15 protein-coding genes are annotated in these 20,500 nt (G+C 64.9%); 6 read left to right on the top strand and 9 right to left on the bottom strand.

Annotated elements, in window-relative coordinates:
* Positions 1 to 17: 17 nt before the first annotated feature.
* From HYH08_RS22530 to HYH08_RS22560, 7 genes are all read right to left on the bottom strand, one after another.
* Complete coding sequence (locus HYH08_RS22530; RefSeq protein ID WP_220012013.1) at positions 18 to 1,994, bottom strand: acetyl/propionyl/methylcrotonyl-CoA carboxylase subunit alpha; 1,977 nt, start codon at positions 1,992 to 1,994, stop codon at positions 18 to 20.
* Positions 1,991 to 3,607 carry an acyl-CoA carboxylase subunit beta gene (locus HYH08_RS22535; protein WP_220012014.1) on the bottom strand — a complete coding sequence of 539 codons (1,617 nt, stop codon included), beginning with the start codon at positions 3,605 to 3,607 and terminating at the stop codon, positions 1,991 to 1,993. The genes HYH08_RS22530 and HYH08_RS22535 overlap by 4 nt, the downstream gene beginning before the upstream one ends.
* 120 nt (positions 3,608 to 3,727) lie before the next feature.
* Positions 3,728 to 4,594, bottom strand: a complete 867-nt coding sequence (locus tag HYH08_RS22540) for a beta-keto acid cleavage family enzyme (protein WP_220012015.1) — start codon at positions 4,592 to 4,594, stop codon at positions 3,728 to 3,730.
* A gap of 200 nt (positions 4,595 to 4,794) precedes the next feature.
* Positions 4,795 to 5,595 (bottom strand): helix-turn-helix domain-containing protein, encoded by an 801-nt coding sequence (locus HYH08_RS22545; protein WP_220012016.1) that lies wholly within the window; start codon positions 5,593 to 5,595, stop codon positions 4,795 to 4,797.
* A gap of 173 nt (positions 5,596 to 5,768) precedes the next feature.
* On the bottom strand, positions 5,769 to 6,425 hold the full coding sequence (locus HYH08_RS22550) for a glutathione S-transferase family protein (protein ID WP_220012017.1): 657 nt from the start codon (positions 6,423 to 6,425) through the stop codon (positions 5,769 to 5,771).
* Positions 6,422 to 7,588 (bottom strand): acyl-CoA dehydrogenase family protein, encoded by a 1,167-nt coding sequence (locus HYH08_RS22555; RefSeq protein WP_220012018.1) that lies wholly within the window; start codon positions 7,586 to 7,588, stop codon positions 6,422 to 6,424. Before HYH08_RS22555 ends, HYH08_RS22550 begins: the two co-directional genes overlap by 4 nt.
* Positions 7,589 to 7,600: 12 nt before the next feature.
* Positions 7,601 to 8,737, bottom strand: a complete 1,137-nt coding sequence (locus tag HYH08_RS22560; RefSeq protein ID WP_220012019.1) for an acyl-CoA dehydrogenase family protein — start codon at positions 8,735 to 8,737, stop codon at positions 7,601 to 7,603.
* A gap of 421 nt (positions 8,738 to 9,158) precedes the next feature.
* Between HYH08_RS22560 and HYH08_RS22565 the strand changes: the two genes are divergently transcribed.
* Positions 9,159 to 10,379: an ABC transporter substrate-binding protein gene (locus HYH08_RS22565; RefSeq protein ID WP_220012020.1), complete on the top strand. Its 1,221-nt coding sequence runs from the start codon at positions 9,159 to 9,161 to the stop codon at positions 10,377 to 10,379.
* Between the two features lie 77 nt (positions 10,380 to 10,456).
* Here the strand turns inward: HYH08_RS22565 and HYH08_RS22570 are convergent, their stop codons facing one another.
* Positions 10,457 to 11,218 (bottom strand): helix-turn-helix transcriptional regulator, encoded by a 762-nt coding sequence (locus HYH08_RS22570; protein WP_220012021.1) that lies wholly within the window; start codon positions 11,216 to 11,218, stop codon positions 10,457 to 10,459.
* Positions 11,219 to 11,404: 186 nt separating this feature from the next.
* Here HYH08_RS22570 and HYH08_RS22575 point away from each other — a divergent pair, with 186 nt between their 5' ends.
* The 3 genes from HYH08_RS22575 (at position 11,405) to HYH08_RS22585 (ending at position 15,494) form a co-directional block, all read left to right on the top strand.
* Positions 11,405 to 13,669 (top strand): marine proteobacterial sortase target protein, encoded by a 2,265-nt coding sequence (locus HYH08_RS22575; RefSeq protein WP_220012022.1) that lies wholly within the window; start codon positions 11,405 to 11,407, stop codon positions 13,667 to 13,669.
* 98 nt (positions 13,670 to 13,767) lie between these two features.
* Positions 13,768 to 14,358 (top strand): class GN sortase, encoded by a 591-nt coding sequence (locus tag HYH08_RS22580; RefSeq protein ID WP_220012023.1) that lies wholly within the window; start codon positions 13,768 to 13,770, stop codon positions 14,356 to 14,358.
* A 143-nt stretch (positions 14,359 to 14,501) separates the two neighbouring features.
* Positions 14,502 to 15,494, top strand: coding sequence for a glycosyltransferase family 2 protein (locus tag HYH08_RS22585; RefSeq protein WP_220012024.1), 993 nt, complete (start codon positions 14,502 to 14,504; stop codon positions 15,492 to 15,494).
* Between the two features lie 11 nt (positions 15,495 to 15,505).
* Here HYH08_RS22585 and HYH08_RS22590 read toward each other — a convergent pair whose 3' ends face one another.
* Positions 15,506 to 17,155, bottom strand: a complete 1,650-nt coding sequence (locus tag HYH08_RS22590) for a glycosyltransferase family 2 protein (protein ID WP_220012025.1) — start codon at positions 17,153 to 17,155, stop codon at positions 15,506 to 15,508.
* 193 nt (positions 17,156 to 17,348) lie between these two features.
* On the opposite strand from HYH08_RS22590, the gene HYH08_RS22595 reads away from it, so the two are divergent.
* Positions 17,349 to 19,562, top strand: coding sequence for an acetate--CoA ligase family protein (locus tag HYH08_RS22595; protein WP_220012026.1), 2,214 nt, complete (start codon positions 17,349 to 17,351; stop codon positions 19,560 to 19,562).
* A 102-nt stretch (positions 19,563 to 19,664) separates the two neighbouring features.
* Positions 19,665 to 20,498: an MlaD family protein gene (locus tag HYH08_RS22600; RefSeq protein ID WP_220012027.1), complete on the top strand. Its 834-nt coding sequence runs from the start codon at positions 19,665 to 19,667 to the stop codon at positions 20,496 to 20,498.
* The last annotated feature ends 2 nt before the right edge of the window (positions 20,499 to 20,500 follow it).

Consider the following 20,500-nt stretch of genomic DNA (forward strand, 5'->3'; position numbering starts at 1 on the left):
ATTGCGAGCTCGCTGCGCTACCCCGCTCCGATCTCCGCCACGATCCTACCCGTCGTGACCTGCTCGCCTTCGGCGACGTCGATCGCGGCAACGACGCCGTCGATGCCGGCCTTGTGGATGTGCTCCATCTTCATCGCCTCGAGCGTCAGCACCGGTTGGCCAGCAGAGATGCGGTCGCCCGGCTTGACGAGGACAGCGACGACGCGGCCGTTCAGGGCCGCGCGGACCTTACCGTCGCCGCCATTGGCTGCGGCGGCTTTCGGTGCGGCGAGGGTGAGATCGGTGATCGCGAGCGGGATGCCACGATGCTGGACGTACAACCGGTCGCCGTCGCGCAGGAATTTCGCACTCTCCATCACGCCGTCGTGGCGGCAGCGGATGGCGTCGGCATCGAGCTGATCGATCTCGAATTTGTCCGGACGACCTTGGGCAGCAACGACGTAGCTGCCATCGCGTTCTCGGGTGACTTCAAGCTCAAGCGTGCGGCCTGCAATCTCGAGCTTCGCGGGCAGCGGGAACGTTGCCGCAAGGCTCCGTCCGCTTTGCCATGACGGCGCGCGGGGATCGGTGACGTAAAGCAGCAGGCCGGCCAGCGCTGTCTCGAATGCGGCATCCGCTCGCGGCGCCAGCAGCTCGTCGCGATGTGCGCCGATGAAGGCCGTCGTGGCCTCGCCCCGGGCAAAGCCGGGATGACGCAGGCACGACATCAGGAACGCCTGATTGGTCGTCACGCCCAATCCCGTGAGCTGCTCCAGGCCGACGATGAGCCGTGCTCTCGCCTCCTCGCGATTGGCACCATGGCTGATCACCTTGGCGATCATGGAATCGTAGAACGGCGGAATCTCCGTGCCCGATTGCAGCGCGTGCTCGACACGGATGCCATCCGGCACCTGCCAGCGAGCCATGCATCCGGACTGCGGCATGAAGTCCTGCGCGGCATCCTCCGAGCAGAGCCGTACCTCGATGGCGTGGCCCGAGAACTTGATGTCCTGCTGCTTCACCGGCAACGGCTCGCCGCGCGCGACGCGCAGTTGCAGCTCGACGAGATCGAGCCCGGTGATCGCCTCGGTGACGGGATGCTCGACCTGGAGACGCGTGTTCATCTCCATGAAGTAGAACGCGCCGCTGGCGTCGAGCAAGAATTCCAGCGTGCCGGCGCCCTCATAGCGCAGCGCCCTCACAGCCGCGACCGCGACCTCACCCATTTTCGCGCGCAGCTCCGGCGTCACCGCCGGTGACGGCGCCTCCTCGATCAGCTTCTGGTGCCGCCGCTGCACCGAGCAATCGCGCTCGCCGAGATGGATGGCGTTGCCAAAACTGTCGCCGAACACCTGGACCTCGATGTGACGCGGATTCTGGATGGCGCGTTCGAGGATCACCGTGGGATCGCCGAACGCCGCCTTTGCCTCCGAGCGCGCGCTGCGCAGCGCATCACCGAACGAGGCGGCCTCAGTGACGAGCCGCATGCCGCGGCCGCCGCCGCCCGCGACTGCCTTGATCATCACGGGGAAGCCGATCTTCTTGGCTTCCGCGAGCATGACCTCGTCGCCCTGGTCGGCGCCCTGATAGCCGGGCACGACGGGAACCCCGGCCTTCTTCATGATCTCCTTGGCGCCGGCCTTGTTGCCCATGGCCTCGATCGCCTGCGGCGACGGGCCGATGAAGACGAGACCTGCATCCTTGCAGGCCTGCGCGAAGTCTTCGTTCTCGGCCAGGAAGCCATAGCCGGGATGTACCGCATCCGCACCGCTCGCTTTCGCGGCAGCAATGATCGCGGGGATGTTCAGATAGGATTGCGCGGGCAGCGCTTCGCCAATCCGGACAGCCTGATCGGCCTGCCTGACATGGAGCGCATCGCGGTCCGCGTCGGAATAGACCGCGACGACGCCGAGGCCGAGTTTTCGCGCGCTACGCATAACACGGAGTGCTATCTCGCCGCGGTTGGCGACCAGAACCCTAAAGAACGGCCGATGCTGCACTGATCCGTTCCTCATGGGCGCGCCACCGAGAACTGCATGCGCTGGGGTATGCGCGAATCGCCCTCGTGGCAGATCGCGAGCACCTCGGACAGCACCGCGCGGGTGTCGCGTGGATCGATCACGCCGTCGTCGAGCACGCGCGCGCTGGTCGAGAACACGTCCATCTGGCCGTCGAACACGCCGATAATCTCAGCCTTCATGGCGTCGAGCTTGTCTTTCTCGAGCGGCTTGCCGCGGCGCGCGGCGGCGGCTTCCGTCACGATCGCCATGGTTTCGGCGGCCTGCTCGCCGCCCATCACCGCCGTCTTGGCGTTCGGCCAGGAGAAGCAGAAGCGCGGATGGAAGCCGCGGCCGCACATGCCGTAATTGCCGGCGCCGAACGAGGCACCGCAATAGATGGTGATCTGCGGCACCGTCGCCGACGTCACCGCCTGGATCATCTTGGAGCCGTGCTTGATCATGCCGGCTTCCTCATAGGCCTTGCCGACCATGTAGCCGGTGGTGTTGTTGAGATACAGGATCGGCGTGCGGGTCTGGCAGCAGGCCTGGATGAAATGCGTCGCCTTGTTGGCACCGGCAGGGTCGAGCGGGCCGTTGTTGGTGATGATGCCGATGGCCTGGCCCTCGATGCGGGCATGGCCGCAAACGGTGGCGGGGCCGTAGTTCGGCGCCATCTCGGTGAAATCGGAATCGTCGATGATGCGCGCGATCACCTGTTTCATGTCGACAGGGCGCTTGTGGTCCATCGGCATGATGCCGAGCAGCTCGTCCTGGCCGTAGCGCGGCGGCTTGAATTGCGCCTTCACCCTGCCCGGCCGCTCCCATTGCAGCGCCGCCATGATCTCGCGCGCGATACGAAGCGCGTCGCGGTCGTCCTCGGCGAGATAGTCGCCGAGGCCGGAGATTTGCGTATGCATCTCGGCGCCGCCGAGCTCTTCCTCGGTCGCGATCTCGCCGGTCGCGGCTTTGAGCAGCGGCGGCCCCGCGAGAAAGGCGCGGGTGCGACCGCGGACCATGACGATGTAATCGGACAGGCCCGTCTGGTAAGCGCCACCGGCGGTGGACGAGCCGTGCGTCACGGTGACGACCGGGAGGCCTGCCGCCGAAAGCCGCGCGAGATTGCGAAAGATGTTGCCGCCGCGGACAAAATCCTCGACGCGGTAGCGCAAGAGATTGGCGCCGGCGCTTTCGACGAGTTGCACGTAAGGTAGCTTGTTCTCCAGCGCGAGCTCCTGCACGCGCAGTGCCTTGTCGAGGCCGTAAGGCTGCAGCGCGCCGGCATCAATGCCGGAATCGCTGGCGCTGACCATGCAGCGGATGCCCGAGACAAAGCCGATGCCGGCGATGACGCCGCCGCCGGGCACGCTCCTGGCGGCATCCGGCACGTCGAACATGTAGCCGGCGAGCGTGGACAGCTCGAGGAAGGGCGCGCCGGGATCAAGCACCAGCGCGACGCGCTCGCGCGGCAGCAGCTGGCCGCGTTTGTGGAAGCGATCCTTTGCCGCCGCGGACGCCGCACGCGTGCGCTCTTCCAGCGCGCGCAGGCGGTCGATCAGGCCGAGCATGCCGTCGCGGTTGGCATGGTAGGCAGCGCTGCCGGGGGAAATGGTGTTTTCGAGAATGGACATCAAAACTCCTGCCCGTCATTCCGGGCGCGCGGAGCGCGAGCCCGGAATCCATACTCCCGATCGTGGTTATGGATTCCGGGCCTGGCCCTTCGGGCCATCCCGGAATGACGGAGTGTGTGGCTACCTGTTCGTCCCAAACATCTTCCGCGCTTCGGCGGGACTTGCGATCTCGCGGCCGGCACGGCGGGCGCAGGCGGCAATGGCTTCGATCAGCTGGCCGTTCGACGTCACCTTCTTGCCGTCGGCGAGATAGAAGGTGTCCTCGAGGCCGGTGCGCAAATGGCCGCCGAGCTCGGCACAGCGCTGATGCAGCGGCCAGATCTCCTCGCGGCCGATCGCGGTGACCTGAAACTGCGCCTCGGGGCGCTTCAGCTTGATCAGGATCGGCAGCAGCTCGGGATCAGCAGGCATGCCGGAGGCGACGCCCATGACAAAGTTATATTCCAGCGGGCCCTTGTACATGCCGACTTGGGTGTACATGCCGACGCAGCGGACGATGCCGACGTCGAAACATTCGAACTCGGGGATGGTGCCGACTTCGTTCATGACGTCGAGATAGTCCTTCACCTTCTCGACCGAATTGTCGAACATCATCGGCGGCCAGGCCCAGCTGTTGTCGGCCTTCACCTTGAGATAATTCAGCGAGCCGGCGTTGCAGGCCGCGATCTCCGGCCTGGTCTCGCGGATGCAGTCGAGCGCGCCGCGGTAGTTCGGCCCTGATACGCCCGAGGTGTGGTTGATGATGACGCCCGGGCAGGCTTCGCGGATCGCCTGCTGGATTTCCTTGCTGACGGCCACCTCCCAGGACGGCAGGTGGCCCTTGTCCGGCGCCTGCTGGCGCAGATGGATGTGCATGATGGAGGCGCCGGCATCGAACGCAGCCTTGGCCTCGCGCGCCATCTGCTCGGGCGTCACGGGCACGTTGTGCTGCTTCGGGTCGGTGAGCACGCCGTTCAGCGCGCAGGTGATGACGGCCTTGTCGCTCATGCCTCAGATGTCTCGCACGTTGAGAATTCAACGTGGGCGATCATGTGATGCGGGGCATGCGGCTTCTTGCGCGGAGAAGCTGGGAAAGGGCGAGCTTTCGTAGGGTGGGCAAAGCGAAGCGTGCCCCCCCTCTTTGCAAGTTACAGAGAGGTGGTGGGCACGGCGCAAGGGGCGCCTTTGCCCACCCTACGCGAGCGGTGCTAGCCCGCCTCCGCGAGCCGTACCGTCTCGGTGCTGCGATAGATCGCAAGATCCCGCGAGCCGACGAAGATTGCGCGGGGCTTCAATCCATAGAAGCGGCGGATCGAGTGGCTGAAATGCGTCGAGTCGGGATAGCCGATGTCCTGCGCGAGATGGGCGAGGTTGAGATCCTGGTTGGCGAAGTGCAGCAGATGCCGCGCACGTTTCCAGGCCCGGAAGGAGCGGAACGAGATGCCGGTCTCTTCCTTGAACAGATGCAGGAAGCGCGAGGCCGAGAGGCCGGCTTCCGCCGCGCAGGTATCCGCCGTCACCGGCTCGCCGGAGAAGCGTCCGATGCGGGCAACCGCTCGCATCACACGCGGGTCGAGCACGCGGCGGGGCAGTGCCTCGCCAAAGCACATCTCGTCGAATTCGGCGGTGGTGATGTCGCCATAGCGGCGCTGGCGCAGCAGCGCGTAGGCGGCGAGGATCTTTCGGGCATAGATGGCCCGGTCCGGTCCGGTCAGCCGCTTTGCCAAAGCCTCGATCACGCCGTCCGGCACGCTCTCGGGCTCGAGCGTCACGCTGATGGCGGTACGGTAGTCGCTGGCGATGGAATGCCGCTGGTTCGGCAGAGTGACGAACAGCTCGGCGGTGGCGAGGACGTCGTCGATGGTCAGGTGCAGATTGCCCTTCACCGCCACATAGACATGGCAGCAGCCCGGGGTCCGCCTGCGGGGGCGGCCGAGCAGGCCGGCATAAAACACCCGCTCCGGCGTGATCAGCATGAGATGGTCGGATTCGCGACCGTTATCTTCCATTGGGCTTCCTCCTCGCGCGGCTCTCTGGCCGCTGCGGACGGAGGTCACCTTAGCGGAAATTTGGGCGCTGTCACGACGGGATAGCGCTGTCATGACGCGCAAAGGATCGGCATTCCAGACGGCGGTGCATCCGTCCGGAACCAATATGAGACAATAGTCCCAACCGTCGCGCCTTACGCCCTCACGCGCGGCGCAACATTCTGCTCGGCTCCGGCCTTTTGCTCCGCAGCAACGGCACGCTTGAAACCGTCGCGCTGCTGCAGGCGCGCCCAATAGGCTGCGACATTTGGCCCGAAATCCTTGGCGAGGCCGATATTGTCCGCGAGGCGGAGCGCATAGCCGATGACGATGTCAGCGGCGGTAAAGCGGCCGGCGCACAATGTTTCGGCATTCGCGGTCGCTGCCTCGACGGCGCGCAGCCGACCCAGAAACCATTTTGCGTAATCGGTGGCGACCTGCGGATTGCGACGCTCTTCCGGCTCGAGCTGGGTATAGCGGAGCACCAATGTCTGCGGGAAGGTTAACGTGGCATCGGAAAAATACATCCAGTTCAGGAAGGCGCCATAGGCGGGATCGGCGACATCGACCATCAGCGGCGTCGGCGCATATCTGGTGCCGAGGTAATGACAGATGCCGGAGGACTCCGTCATCTTCGTCTCGCAGTCGATCATGAAAGGAATCGTGCCGAGCGGATTGAGCGCGAGATAGTCCTTGGCGAAAACGCGCGGCGGAAACGGCAGCATCTTCAGCTCGTACGGCAGCCCCATCTCCTCCAGCATCCAGAGCGGACGGAACGAGCGCGCGGCGTCGCAGTGATAGAGCGTGATCATGATGCATTCCCTTTGCTGCCCGGCAGCGTGCCCATCATCTTGCACAGCACCATCAGCATGACCTCGTCGGCGCCGCCGCCGATCGAAGTCAGGCGGCTGTCGCGATAGGCACGGCTGACCGGCGTCTCGTTGGTAAAGCCCATTCCGCCCCAATATTGCAAGCAGGCGTCGGTGAGCTCGCGACCGAGCCGGCCAGCCTTCAGCTTGGCCATGGTCGCGAGCTTCGTGACGTCCTCGCCGGCGACCAGCTGCTCGGCGGCGCGATAGATCAGTGCGCGCAGCAGCTCGACCTCGGTCTGCATCTCCGCGAGCTTGAAGTGCACGACCTGGTTATCGAGGATCGACTTGCCGAAAGCCTTGCGGTTGCCCGTGTAGGCGATGGTCTCGTTGATGATGTATTCATGCGCCTTCAGGCAGGCCGCCGCGCCCCAAAGCCGCTCCTCCTGGAACTGGATCATCTGGTAGGTAAAACCCTTGCCCTCCTCGCCGATGCGGTTGCGTTTGGGCACGCGGACGTCATCGAAGAAGATCTGCGCGGTGTCCGACGAGCGCATGCCCATCTTGTCGAGTTTTCGCGCGACAGTGACGCCCTTGGCCTTCATGGGCACGCAGATCAGCGATTTGTTGCGGTGAACCGGACCGTCGCCAGTGTTGGCGAGCAGGCAGATCCAGTCGGCCTGCGTGCCGTTGGTGATCCACATCTTGCCGCCGGTGATGAGATAGTCGTCGCCGTCCGAGCGCGCCTGGGTCTTGATCGAGGCGACATCAGAACCGGCGCCGGGCTCGGACACGCCGATGCAGGCGACATAGTCGCCGGAGATCGCGGGCGCGAGAAACTCGCGCCGCACCTCGTCCGAGCCGAACCGCGCCAGCGCCGGCGTCGCCATGTCGGTTTGCACCCCGATCGCCATCGGCACGCCGCCGCAGGTGATGGCCCCCAATTCCTCCGCCATCATCAGCGCGTAGGAGTAATCGAGGCCCGAGCCGCCGAACTCGACCGGCTTGTTCAGCCCGAGAAAGCCGAGGCTGCCCATCTTCTTGAACAGCGCATGCGCCGGGAAGATGCCGGCCTTCTCCCATTCGTCGACGTGCGGATTGATCTCGGCCGCGATGAATTTTTGCAGGGAGCGGCGGATGTCGTCGTGGTCAGCGGTGAATAGCATTTTGTCCTCTCGTCACAACCCCATCTGCCGCGACGCCAGATCCTTCATGATCTCCTCGGTGCCGCCGCCGATGGCGTTGACCTTGACCTCGCGGTAGATGCGCTCGGCCTTGATGCCGCGCATGAAGCCGGCGCCGCCGAAGATCTGCACGGCTTCCGAGGCGCAGAACGCCATGGTCTGGGTCGCCTGGTTCTTCATCATGCAGATTTCGGCGACCGGGCTTTCGCCCTGCTCGAGCCGCCACGCCAGCATCTCCAGCATCGCCTGGCTTGCTGCGACCTTCTGCGCCATGTCCACGATCTTGTGGCGGATCACCTGATGCTGCGCGAGCGGCTTGCCAAAGGTCTTGCGCTCCTTGGCGTAGGCGATGGCTTCGTCGAGGCAGACGCGCGCGAAAGCCGTGCAGCCGGCCGCCATGCCCATCCGCTCGCTGTTGAAATTCTGCATGATGATCTTGAAACCCTGGCCCTCCTCGCCGATCAGGTTTTCGGCCGGCACGCGGCAGTCGTCGAAATGCAGCGTCGCGGTATCGGACGCCCACCAGCCCATCTTCTTCAGTTTTGTCCTGGACAGGCCGGGCGTATCGCCCTCGATCAGCAGCAGGCTGACGCCGCCGGCGCCCTCGCCGCCGGTACGCACCGCAACGGTCAGATAATCGGCGCGCACGCCCGAGGTGATGAAGGTCTTTTCGCCGCTCACGACGTAGTGATCACCGTCGCGTCGCGCGCGGGTGCTGAGGTTTGCAACGTCGGAGCCGCCGCCCGGCTCGGTGATCGCGAGCGCGGAAATCTTCTCGCCCGACAGCACCTGCGGCAGCACACGCGCCTTCACCTCGGCCCGCGCCGCACGCGCGATCGGCGGTGAGCCGATGGTATGGCTCATCAGGCTGGCACTGATGCCGCCCGCCCCGGCCCGCGCCAGCTCCTGGCTGGCGACGATCTTCATGAACTGGTCGGCGGCAATCCCGCCATATTCCTCGGGGAACCCGAGCCCCAGCAGGCCGATCTCGGCCGCCTTGCGATACAGCACCCGGGGAAATTCGCCGGCCTCGTCCCATTCGTGGGCGAACGGGGCGATCTCCTTGTCGACGAAGCGGCGCATGACGTCGCGAAAGGCGTCGTGCTCGGCGGTATAGAACGGGCTCTTCATGGCGCTCGTGCCTCGGACGCGGATTCGTCCCGTTCACCATGGCCGGAACATGTGCCGTTCACTTGCGCAGAGTGGCTGACTCGCGGAACCGCGCCACCGCAGGCCAAGACCTAGCAACTCAACGCAAGACGATTTTCGCCCCCCGCAGGCCAACTCCCGGTCAAAAAAGACGTCGATGCACAAACTCCGGCTGGCCCCAGGGCCATGCCGGGCCTGGTGCACGGCGACAGGGACGCGAGGCGGCACAAGACCGCCGAGGGAGGGATTTTTGGCCGTTCGTCATTACGACTGGATCGCTCATCATGCGCGCCGCGCACCCGGCAAGGTCGCGGTCATCGACCTCGCCAGCGCGGGCGCTTTTGTTTTTTCGACGTGCCTGCCCGAGCCAGAAGAAACCCCGAAGAAACACCAAGGAATTTTCATGAACAAGAAACTCTCCCTGCTTGCCGCCGCAACCGCACTGACGCTGCTTGCGAGCCCATCCGCCCATGCGCAGAAGGCGTACGACACCGGCGTCACCGACACCGAGATCAAGATCGGCAATGTCGAGGCCTATTCGGGGCCCGCCTCAGCCTACGGCATCATCGGCAAGACCGAGGAGGCCTATTTCAAGATGATCAACGACCAGGGCGGCATCAACGGCCGCAAGATCAACTGGATCTCCTATGACGACGGCTACTCGCCGCCGAAGACGGTGGAGCAGATCCGCAAACTGATCGAGAGCGACGAGGTGTTCCTGGTCTTCAATGCGCTGGGCACGCCTACCCAGACCGCCGTGCAGAAATACCACAACGCCAAGAAGGTGCCGCAGCTCTTCCTCGCCACCGGCGCCAGCAAGTGGAACGACCCGAAGAACTTTCCGTGGACCATGGGCTTCCAGCCCAGCTACCGGGTCGAGGCTCAGATCTTCGCCAAATATATCCTGAAGGAGAAGCCGGACGCGAAGGTCGCGATCTTCTATGCCAATGACGATTTCGGCAAGGACTACCTCGCCGGCATCAAGGACGTGTTCGGCGACAAGGCCGCGAAGATGATCGTGGCCGAAGAGAGCTACGAGACCTCGGAGCCGTCGATCGATGCCCATATCGTCAAGCTCAAGGGCACCGGCGCCGACGTCTTCGTCAACATCGCGACTCCGAAATTCGCGGCTCAAGCCATCAAGAAGATCGCCGAGCTGGAGTGGAAGCCGATGCACCTGATGACGGACGTCTCGGTGTCGATCGGCGCGGTGATGAAGCCGGCCGGCTTAGAGGCATCCGAAGGCGTGCTGTCAGCCGGTTATCTCAAGGACGCGTCGGACCCGCAGTGGAAGGACGACGAAGGCATGAAGAAGTTCATGGCCTTCATCGACAAGTACATGCCCGGCGCCAACATCTCGGACGCCAATCTGGTCTACGCCTATGCCGCGGCCCAAACCATGGTGCAGGTGCTGAAGCAGTCGGGCGACAATCTGACCCGCGAGAACGTGATGAAGCAGGCCGCGAGCCTGAAGGACTTCGTTCCCGATACGCTGATCCCGGGCATCAAGATCAACACCTCCTCGACGGACTTCGCACCGATCGAGCAGCTCAAGATGTGGCGGTTCAAGAAGGGCCAGTGGGAGCTGTTCGGCGACATCATCAGCGCCGAGACGGGCGGCTGACCTCGGCGAACGATCCGATACAGGAGAGATGGCGGCGACGAGGCCGCCACCTCCTCATCGGAGGATACCAGAAGAACCTACGCCGACAGAAACAGAGCGAACGACTCTTCGACCGTGCGGCGCAGGTGTTTTCGGTACAGCTCATAATTGGCGTCGTCAGGCGCGACGCGCCCCAGCGATGGTTTCAGGACATTGCTAAGCGGCACATAGGCAATCGGCGCGGCGATCGGCGTCAGCTGCGAGCCAGGTCCGGCACGGAGCGTGGAGATGATGCCGTACATCTCGCCGTCGACCGTCGGCCGCGACACCGTGATCACGCGATGCTGGCCGTGCTTGATGATGACCAGATAGATGAAGCCGGACTGATGCGGCACGGCAACCTCGCCGGTATGCTCATAGGCCGCATCGGTGCGCTCGCCCTCGCGGAACACCAGTGACGAGACTTTTGGCTCCCAGACGATCTCGGTGCGGTAGGCGAAGATCGCGTCCTTGTCGCCGAAGGACGGCCGCAGCGTGATGTAGACGTCCTCCAGCCAGGTCACCGCGCGATGCGAATAGGAGCCGAGGCTGTCGGGGGCGACATCGCTCGCGGCTGGAGGCGTCACCGCGGCGACGGTCTTGCGCAAGGAAACGCCCAGCGCCTGCTCGAGCCGGACGGTCGTCGCCAGGGTGAATGGCCGGCGGCCGCCGAGCACCTTCTCCAGCGTCGACAGGCTGAGCTTGGCCTGTTCGGCCAGCGCCTGCCGGGAGATCCGGCGCCTCGCAAGCTCCTCGCGAATGGTCTCTGCGATCTCGCGGCTCTGCTCGTCCGAAAGCTGCTTGTCGTCCTGCGTCTGCATCGTCAACCCTGCCTTGGGACGCCAGTCTAGCAGGGCGGACAAACCAGCACAAAACCGGACATGGCCGTCCCGCGGGCTGTCGGCCCGGCCAGCCGCGGCAAAACATTGCCGATCATTCTGCTCGCGAGATCCCCCCTCCCGACCGATGCTCGCCATCGTCAAAAACACTCTTCGGGAGCAGGCCAAATGAGCAATGACGACGCGGTCGACAGCAACCAACACCCCTGGCTGGGACGGCTCATCGTCGTCGGAGTGTTCCTTCTGGCGCAGGGCGTTGCCATGCTCCTGGTTGCCTTCATTGCCCTGCTGGTGAGCTTCGAGCCGGGCTGGTCGGCAACGATCGAGCAGGCCAGCCTGCTCCAGCCGGGCGAGGCCAAATCCGGCAGCCTGCTGCTGAAGGACGACGGCGCCACGACCGAAGCGATCCGCCTCGGCACCGATGTCGACATCACGGTCTCGAGCCCGACGCTGCGGGCCCGCGTCACGCAAGTGTTCCGCAACCCGACCAAGGACTGGGTCGAGGCCACCTATGTCTACCCGCTCGCGAGCAACGGCGCCGTCGATACGTTGAAGATGGTGGTCGGCGACCGAGTCATCGTCGGCGACATCAAGGAGCGCCATCAGGCCCGTATCATCTACGAGCAGGCGCGCCGCGACGGTCAGAAGGCCGCGCTGACCGAGCAGGAGCGGCCGAACATCTTCACCAATTCGGTCGCCAATATCGGCCCCGGCGAAACCGTGCTGGTGCAGATCGAATATCAGGAGCCGGTGCATCAGAGCGGCAATGAATATTCGTTGCGCGTGCCGCTAGTGGTCGCGCCGCGCTACAATCCGGCGCCGATCGTGCAGAGCGTCGAGTTCCGCAACGATGGCTCCGGCTGGGGCGCGGCGAATTCGAACCCCGTGCCGGATCGCGACCGCATCGCACCACCGGTACGGGACCCCGCGAAGAATGCACCGGTCAATCCGACCAGCATCACGGTGCGCCTGAAGGCCGGCTTTGCACTCGGCGAGGTCAAGAGCCAACATCACACCATCAAGACGGAAAGCCCCGAAAGCACGACGCGCATCGTCACGCTTGCCGACGGCGCCGTCCCGGCCGACCGCGATTTCGAGCTGACCTGGAAGCCGGCCGCCGAGAAGGCGCCGTCGGTCGGCCTGTTCCGCGAGCATGTCGGCGATGCAGATTACCTGCTCGCCTTCGTCACGCCGCCGAGCGCCGAGCAGGCAACACAGAAGCCGCTGCCGCGCGAGGTCGTGTTCGTGATCGACAATTCCGGCTCGATGGGCGGGACCTCCATCGTGCAGGCCAAGGCGAGCCTGCTCTATGCGCTCGGCCGCCTCCAGCCGAACGACCGCTTCAATGTGATCCGTTTCGACGACACCATGGACGTGTTGTTCCCGGCCTCGGTGCCGGCCGATCCCGCCCATCTCGGCGAAGCCCTCGGTTTTGTCAATGGATTGCAGGCGCGCGGCGGCACCGAGATGGTGCCGGCGATGCGTGCGGCACTGACCGACAAGCTTGGTGACACGAATATGGTCCGCCAGGTCGTATTCCTCACCGACGGCGCGATCGGCAACGAGCAGCAATTGTTCGAAACCATCACGGCGATGCGCGGCCGCTCGCGCGTCTTCATGGTCGGCATCGGCTCGGCGCCCAACACCTATCTGATGACGCGCGCCGCCGAACTCGGACGCGGTGCCTTCACCCATATCGGCGCGGTCGAGCAGGTCGAGGAGCGCATGCGCGGCCTGTTTGCCAAGCTGGAGAACCCGGCAGTGACCGGCCTCAGCGCAAAATTCTCCGAGGCCAAGGCCGACATCACGCCGGCGATCATTCCCGACGTCTATCGCGACGAACCCCTGGTGCTGGCGGCGAAGCTCGACAAGCTCGCCGGCTCGCTCGAGATCAAGGGGCGCGTCGGCGACCGTCCCTGGTCGGTGACGCTGCCGCTGCAAAATGCCGCCGAAGGCAAGGGCCTGTCAAAGCTCTGGGCGCGGCGCAAGATCGGCGATGCGGAAGTTGCGCGCACCCTGCGCGAGATGACGCCCGAAGAATCCGACAAGGTGATCCTGGCGCTGGCGCTCGACCATCAGATCGTCACGCGGCTCACCAGCCTCGTTGCAGTCGACAAGACGCCGAGCCGCCCGGAAGGCGAACCGCTCAAGCTCAGCGAACTCCCGATCAACCTGCCGGCCGGCTGGGATTTCGCGAAGGTGTTTGGCGAGCGTCCGCAGCAGGCGCCTGCGCAGTTGCGCGAACGCCATGCCGATGCGCGCAGCCAGCCGGCGGCAAGACGGCCGACCCCCGCCGCGCCCGATGCGATCCGCCTGCCGAAGACCGCCACCTCGGCCGAGCTGAAGATGATCGCAGGCCTGGTCCTGATCGTGCTCGCCCTGATCCTGTTCGTGTTCAACCGGCGTCAGACCTTGCTCACTGACGCTGCTTGAGAGAGGAGTCCCCCGAACTCCTCTGTTAGCGCGCGCGGCTGCCCGTCCCGCAACAACGGCCGCGCGCGCCTTTTTTGGGGATCGTCATTGGACCTACTATGTCCCGCCTCATCTCTCCTCTCGTCCTCGCGCTCATCGGGCTCTTCCTGTTCGGCGATGGCGCCTACATCCACGCAAAGGCCTGGCTGGCACAGCTGCTGCTGGAGCGCGCATTCGACCGGAGCATTGCGACGGGCCAGCCGGTCAAGCCGTGGGCGTGGGCCGACACTTGGCCGGTGGCGCGGATCGAGGTGACGCGGTTAGGGGCCAGCGCCATCGTGCTGGACGGCGCTAGCGGCCAGGCGCTCGCCTTTGGCCCCGGCCATCTCCACCAAACGGTTGATGCGGGCGAGCGCGGCATTGCGGTATATGCCGCACATCGCGATACGCATTTCCGCTTCCTGCGGAATGTTGCGATCGGTGATGAGATCGACGTGACACGCGCGGACGGCAAGCACTTTCGGTATCGCGCCGACTCCTCGGCCGTGGTCCGTTTCGATGCATCGGGGATCGACCCTGCATCACAAGGTTTCGAGCTCGTGCTTGCCACCTGCTGGCCGTTCGACGCGGTGACCTCGGGTCCCGAGCGCTACGTCCTGCACGCAACATTGATTGGAACCGGTGAACAGCGGTTCGCAATCGAACCGTAAGGCTCCGATTGGGCGTCGACAAGCCGCGATGGAGTGCCGGGCGATCACGTTGGCGGGACCGCTGAACTGGCGCTACCGACCAGAGACCTATAAGAATGGGCGATTGATCTTTTTTGATGCCGCATTTTTCGGGGCAAGCAGTAATGGATGACGAGTACAGGCAGCGCCTCGAACAGCGGTTGGAACTGCTGGAAAACCGGGTCGCCCTCCTCGAAAGGAATCTGGACCTCCTTGCCGCCGGGCAGAGACGCTCCTCGCTTCGAAGCCTCTGGCGTCGCCCGCCGATGTGGACCTTCGAGCAATATCCGCCGCGCCTGCTCAACCTTGCTACGTTCCCGCCCGCGCCGTCGATCCCGGCGAATGCGCCGCGGATCGCGATGGTCACGCCGAGCTACAATCACGCGCAATATCTCGGCGCCACGATCCAAAGCGTCGTCAGCCAGAACTATCCGAACCTGTATTACCACGTGCAGGATGGCGCCTCGATCGACGGCACCGTCGATCTGCTGAAGAGCCGCGGTGACAACATCAGCTGGAGGAGCGAGCCGGACGAGGGCCAGTCCAACGCGATCAATCTCGGCTTCGCCGGCATCGATAGCGACATCATGGCTTACCTCAACAGCGACGACATGCTGCTGCCGGGGACGCTGGCCTATGTCGCCAACTACTTCGCGTCCCATCCCGACGTCGACGTCGTCTATGGCCATCGCATCTTCGTCGATCGCGAGGGGCTCGAGGTCGGGCGCGCCGTGCTGCCGCCGTATGACGGCAAGGTCCTGCAATATGCCGACTATATTCCGCAGGAGACGATGTTCTGGCGCAGGCGCGTGTGGGACGCGATCGGACCGATCGACGAGAGCTTTCACTATGCGATGGACTGGGACTTCATCCTGCGGGCGCAGGCGGCGGGATTCAAGTTCGTGCGCCTGCCACGCTTCCTCGCCTGCTTCCGCATCCATGATGCTCAGAAAACCGCCGCGACTTACGCGGTCGGCGTCAAGGAGATGGCCATATTGCGGCGCCGCGTGCTCGGCTTCGATCCAACCCAGCTGCAGATCCGCCGCGCCATCGCGTCCTATCTCGCCAAGCAACTGGCCTATCACTACGCCCATAAGCTGCGCCTGCTGCGCTACTGAGCCGGCCGGGGTCAGCGATGCTGCTGGGCGCGGCCGCCGCGACCAAGCCAGGCCCGTTCGAGCCCAATCCCGAGCGGCCGCACGTCGCGGCCCAATGCCAGATCCGCGGGCGAGTGCGGATCGGATAGCGCAAGGCTGATGGTCAACGTCCCGTCGGCCGCAATCGCGGCGGGATCCACCATCAATTTGCGCTGGCCGGCGAACGCATCCGTCGAGAATTCCAATTGCTGGAGCGCGCCGCTGCCGACGCGGCAGGCGACGCGCAGCTGCGGATTTTTCTCGGAGACGAACGCCCGGCACGCCAGCACGAGTTCGAGAGGTCGCGATGGAACGGGACGGACCTCGAAGCGGAGCACGCAGTTCCTGGCGACGGACCAGGTGCCCCATTCCTCCGGCTCGCTCCACCCCTCGGTCAGCGCGGCAACACCGGCCCCGTCGCGCGCGAAGCTGAGCTCGTCTCCGCCCAGCAGCGGCACGGATGCGGACACTTCGAGGGTGTCCGGATCGAACGGCGGCTGGTCCGGAACGAACTGCGCGATCGCGCGCACTGCGTCCGCGATCGAGGAAAGCCCAAGCGCCGAGCCATCGAGCTCATAGATCGCACTGTTCGGACCAACGGCGCGCACGCCCGGCCGTGCGGGCGGCGGACGATCCGCAAGGCGTGCGGGAATGATGATGTCGGCGACGTCGAAGCCGCGCGTGCGGGCGAGTTCACCGATGGTCTGCACGGTCCGATCATACAGGGGCGGACGATCGTTGATACCGGTCGCAAGCGCCTGCGCCAGCGCCCTGTAGTCGAGCTGGACGTGATCGTCATCGGCCAGCAGCAGGCGCTTGAGGACGAGCATGTCCCTGGCGATGAAGAGCTCGAGCGCGTTGAGATCGGGGAGCTGCTTCTCGCCGTCGATGGCTCCGAAATCGCGAGCCCCTCGCGGCGTTTCGAGCAGATCCGTGGTCTCGAAGAACATCGCGTGGCCGGTGCTGTACGACGAGATGCCGGACATGCCGAGCGGTCGCGACAGCCGCACGAAACTGTCGGTCAGCGCGGCGTTGGCGATGCCGGAGGCGACATCCGGCGAGAGGCCGATGAAATAGCGCCCGCAGGTCGCGCGCATCCGGTCGATGATGCCGCGGCGAACGAACGAATTGTAGATCATCGGCAGATGCGAATAGTGCGCCTGGAAGGCGAAGATGCGCGCCAGCGCTCGGCGCGAGGAGACCCGCTTCACCGACGCCGCAAGATCGATCTCCGCCAGCAGCCGGTTGCGGAACGCCGGATGATAATAGGTCGGCCAATGGTAGCTGCAGGCGCGCCAACTCAGCAGGTCGATCTTGCCGCCGGCGAGAACGTCGTTCGCCGTCGTGCAGGCATAGGGCATCAAGCCGTCGTCGTCGCCGATGAGCGTGACATACTCGCCCGAGGCATGGCCGAGCGCCGCCTCCCAATTGTCGGTCATGGTAAGAACGCGATCGCTGGCGAAGTGCTTGAATCGCGCATCCTTCAGGCCTTCGACCATCGCCGCGATATCGGGGTTGCCGCCATTGTTCTGGACGATGAACTCGCAATCCGCATTGGTGGGCTGACAGGCCATCGTAGCCAGCGCGTGACGCAGCGTGTCGGGACGATCGAGAGTCGGAACGACAATGGAGAGCAGCGGCATGAGCACCATCGGAAGAACGATCGCGCGGATTCCTAACACGACGCCGGGTCGTTCGCACTTTCGCCAAAAGTCCGGTGATGCTAGCCTTATCGCATCGTCTCATCCATTCCGCCTCGCGGTATGGCGTCAGTTGCAATCAGCCAACCCGGCGCATGATGGCGCAGGGCAACAAGAATAAAGGTGAGGAAGCGCCATGGAAGCCTGCGTATCTGCCGTCTCTCCTCGCCAATGGTCGCCGCCGCCCGATGCCAGTGACGTCGTCAAGGGCATCCACGCCATGCTACATCCGCACAACATCGTGCTGGTGGGCGCGACCGACAAGCCCGGCAACTATGCCGAGCGCATCTGGAACAACCTGGTCAAATACGGTTTCGAGGGTGGGCTCTATCCGGTCAATGCCAAGCGCGAGACCATCTGGGGCGTGCCCTGCTTCAAGGATTTTGCGAGCCTGCCCGAGAAGCCCGACCATGTGCTGGTGCTGGTGCCGGCGCGCTTTGCCGTGCAGGTGATCCGCGACGCCGCGGCGGCCGGCGCGCGGTCGGCCACCATCGTCACCTCGGGCTTCAGCGAGTTGCAGGATGAGGAGAGCCAGAGGCTCGCGGCTGAACTGCAAGCGGCGGTGCGAGAAACCGGACTTGCCGTTACCGGCCCGAACTGCCTCGGCAATCTGAGCGCGGGCGAAAAGCTCTTCACCAATATCGACGACCGCGTCGTCACCATGGAGCAGGGAGCGGTGGCGGTCGCCGGACAGTCCGGCGCCATCGTCATGGCGATCCGCCAGGCGCTGGAGGATCGTGGCGTCGGCGTCGGCTACATGGTGACGACCGGCAACGAGGCCGGGCTCGAGACGCCCGACCTGATGCGGTATTTCGCCGAGGATCCCAGCATCAAGGTGATCGTCGTCTACCTCGAAGGCGTGCGCAACACCAAGGCATTCCGCGATGCCTGCAAGGCGGCGCGCGCCGCGAGCAAGCCGGTGATCGCGCTCAAGCTCGGGGCGTCCGAGGGCGGCCGCGCCGCGGCGATGGCGCATACCGGCGCGCTCGCAGGCTCAATCGAGACGTTCGACGCTATCGCGACGCGCGAGGGCGTGATCCGGGTCCGCGGGCTCGACGAGCTGATCGAGACCACCGAATGCTTTGTCCACTGCGCCGTGCCGAAGGGCGACCGGCTCGCCGCGGTCACGCTCTCGGGCGGCAAGCGCGGCATGCTGCTGGATGCCTTCTACGCCGAGGGTCTGAGTTTTGCGCCGCTGAGCCCGCATGTCGGCTCGGAGCTGGCAAAGATGCTCGGACCCGGCTCGATCGTCGGAAACCCGCTCGACGCCGGCTTTGCCGCGGTGGTCGATCCCTCCGTCTACATGAAGTCGATCAAGCTGATGATCGACGATCCCGATATCGATATCGTCATCATCGATGCCGAGCTGCCCAAGGCGCCGCACGAGCTGCGTGAGCGCAATCTGCGCATCGTCAACGAGATGGCGCGCGCGGCGGGCAAGCCCGTGATCTATGTCAGCGCGATGTCGATCGGCTTCACCGACTTCACCAAGGGCCTTCGCAAATCACTGCCGCATCTCGCGGTGATGCAGGGCATGGACCGCGCGGTCACCGCGATCAAGTCGCTGCTCGCCTATGCCAGGCTGCGGAAGGAAGTGCCCGACATCGTCTCGAGCTCCAAGCCAGCCGCGCGCGCCGTGCTGGAGAAGGCGCTGACATCGGCAACCGGCGCCGCGCTCGACGAGGTTTCTTCGAAGAAGCTGCTGAAGGCCTATGGCATCCCGATCTCGAAGGAGGCAATCGCGCAGACGGCGGCGGAGGCCATGAAGATCGCCAGGCAGATCGGCTTTCCGGTCGTCGCGAAAGTCGTCAGCGCCGAGATCCTGCACAAATCGGATATCGGCGGCGTCGTGCTGAATCTCAACAGCGCCGCCGAGGTGAAGAAGGCCTTCACCGACATCACTGCACGAGTGGCGAAGCTGAAGGGCAAGCCCAGGCTCGACGGCATCCTGATCGCGCAGCAGGTCAAGGCCGATCTCGAACTCGTGGTCGGCGCCTCCCTCGATGCCGAGATGGGGCCAGTGGTGCTATTCGGCACCGGCGGCATCGATATCGAGCTGATGAAGGACGTCGCGCTATCAGGCGCACCGCTGGACGAGGCCGAGGCGCGGGCCCTGATCGGCCGCACCAAGGCCGGCATCAAGATCCGCGGCTATCGCGGCAAGCGGGCCCTGCACGAGGCCTCCGCGGTGAAGGCGCTGGTCGGCCTGTCCAACCTGATCGCGGATGCCGGCGACCGGATCGCCTCGATCGACATCAACCCGTTCCTGATCAACACCAGGACTGGAGTCGCGGTCGATGCGCTGATCGTGCTGAACAATGCCGCGGCAAAACGCGCCGCCGGACATTGATGTCGCGCCGGGCGGGTTACGCTTCCCTAACCCGACTTACCTAGACTCGCGGCCATGCGGGCTTCTTCCAACTTCCCCGCTTTGGCCGTAGACTTAAGCTTCATGGCACGCGCAAGCAATCTTGTGATCGGGACGGTGACGCTGGCGGCGATCGCCGTGGCGTTCGGCGGCTTGCTCGGCGTGCAGAAATGGCGCACCGCCCAGAGCCGCAGCCAGTTGCGTGTCGTGTTCGAAGGCGGCTCGGCCAGCGGCCTGCGCCGTGGCGGCCCGGTCAATTTCGACGGCGTGCTCGCGGGCCAGATCCTGTCCATCAAGCTGGACAATCCCCGCAAGGTCGTGGCGCTGGTGATGCTCGACAACGCCGCGCCGATCCGCAAGGACACCGTGGCGGGCATCGAGTTCCAGGGGCTCACCGGCGTCGCCGCCGTCTCCCTGATCGGCGGAGCGCCCTCCGCTCCGCCTGTGCCGCTGGATTCGGACGGCATTCCCGTGCTCACCGCCGATCTCAGCGACGTCGAATCTATCGTCGACACCCTGCACAGCGTCGACCGCACCATCGTGAGCAACGCGCCGGCGATCAAGGAAGGCCTGCGCACCTTCGAGAGCACCACCGCCGATCTCAGGAGCAAAGGCGGCGAAATCGATTCCGTCATGGCCAAGGTCGACACTGCTTTCGCGGGCTTCGACAAGGCGGTCAGCAAGATCGAGAGCGCGGTGCCCGGCTTCGTCGACGGCAAGGCGGACGAGCTGTTCGAGAAGATCAAGGGGCTGCACGAGCTCGCCGACACCATGAAGAAGAAATCGGCGAGCTTCATCGAGGACACCCGCCGCTCGCTGCTCGACGTCAGCGAGGCCGCCAACAAGATGAGCGGGACACCCTCGCCCGCCGCCGCTGCCCCGCGCCCGCCGCGCAAGCCTCCCCAGAAGAAGCAGTAAAG

Source organism: Bradyrhizobium sp. BR 10289, assembly GCF_019455385.1.
Classification (GTDB): Bacteria; Pseudomonadota; Alphaproteobacteria; order Rhizobiales; family Xanthobacteraceae; genus Bradyrhizobium.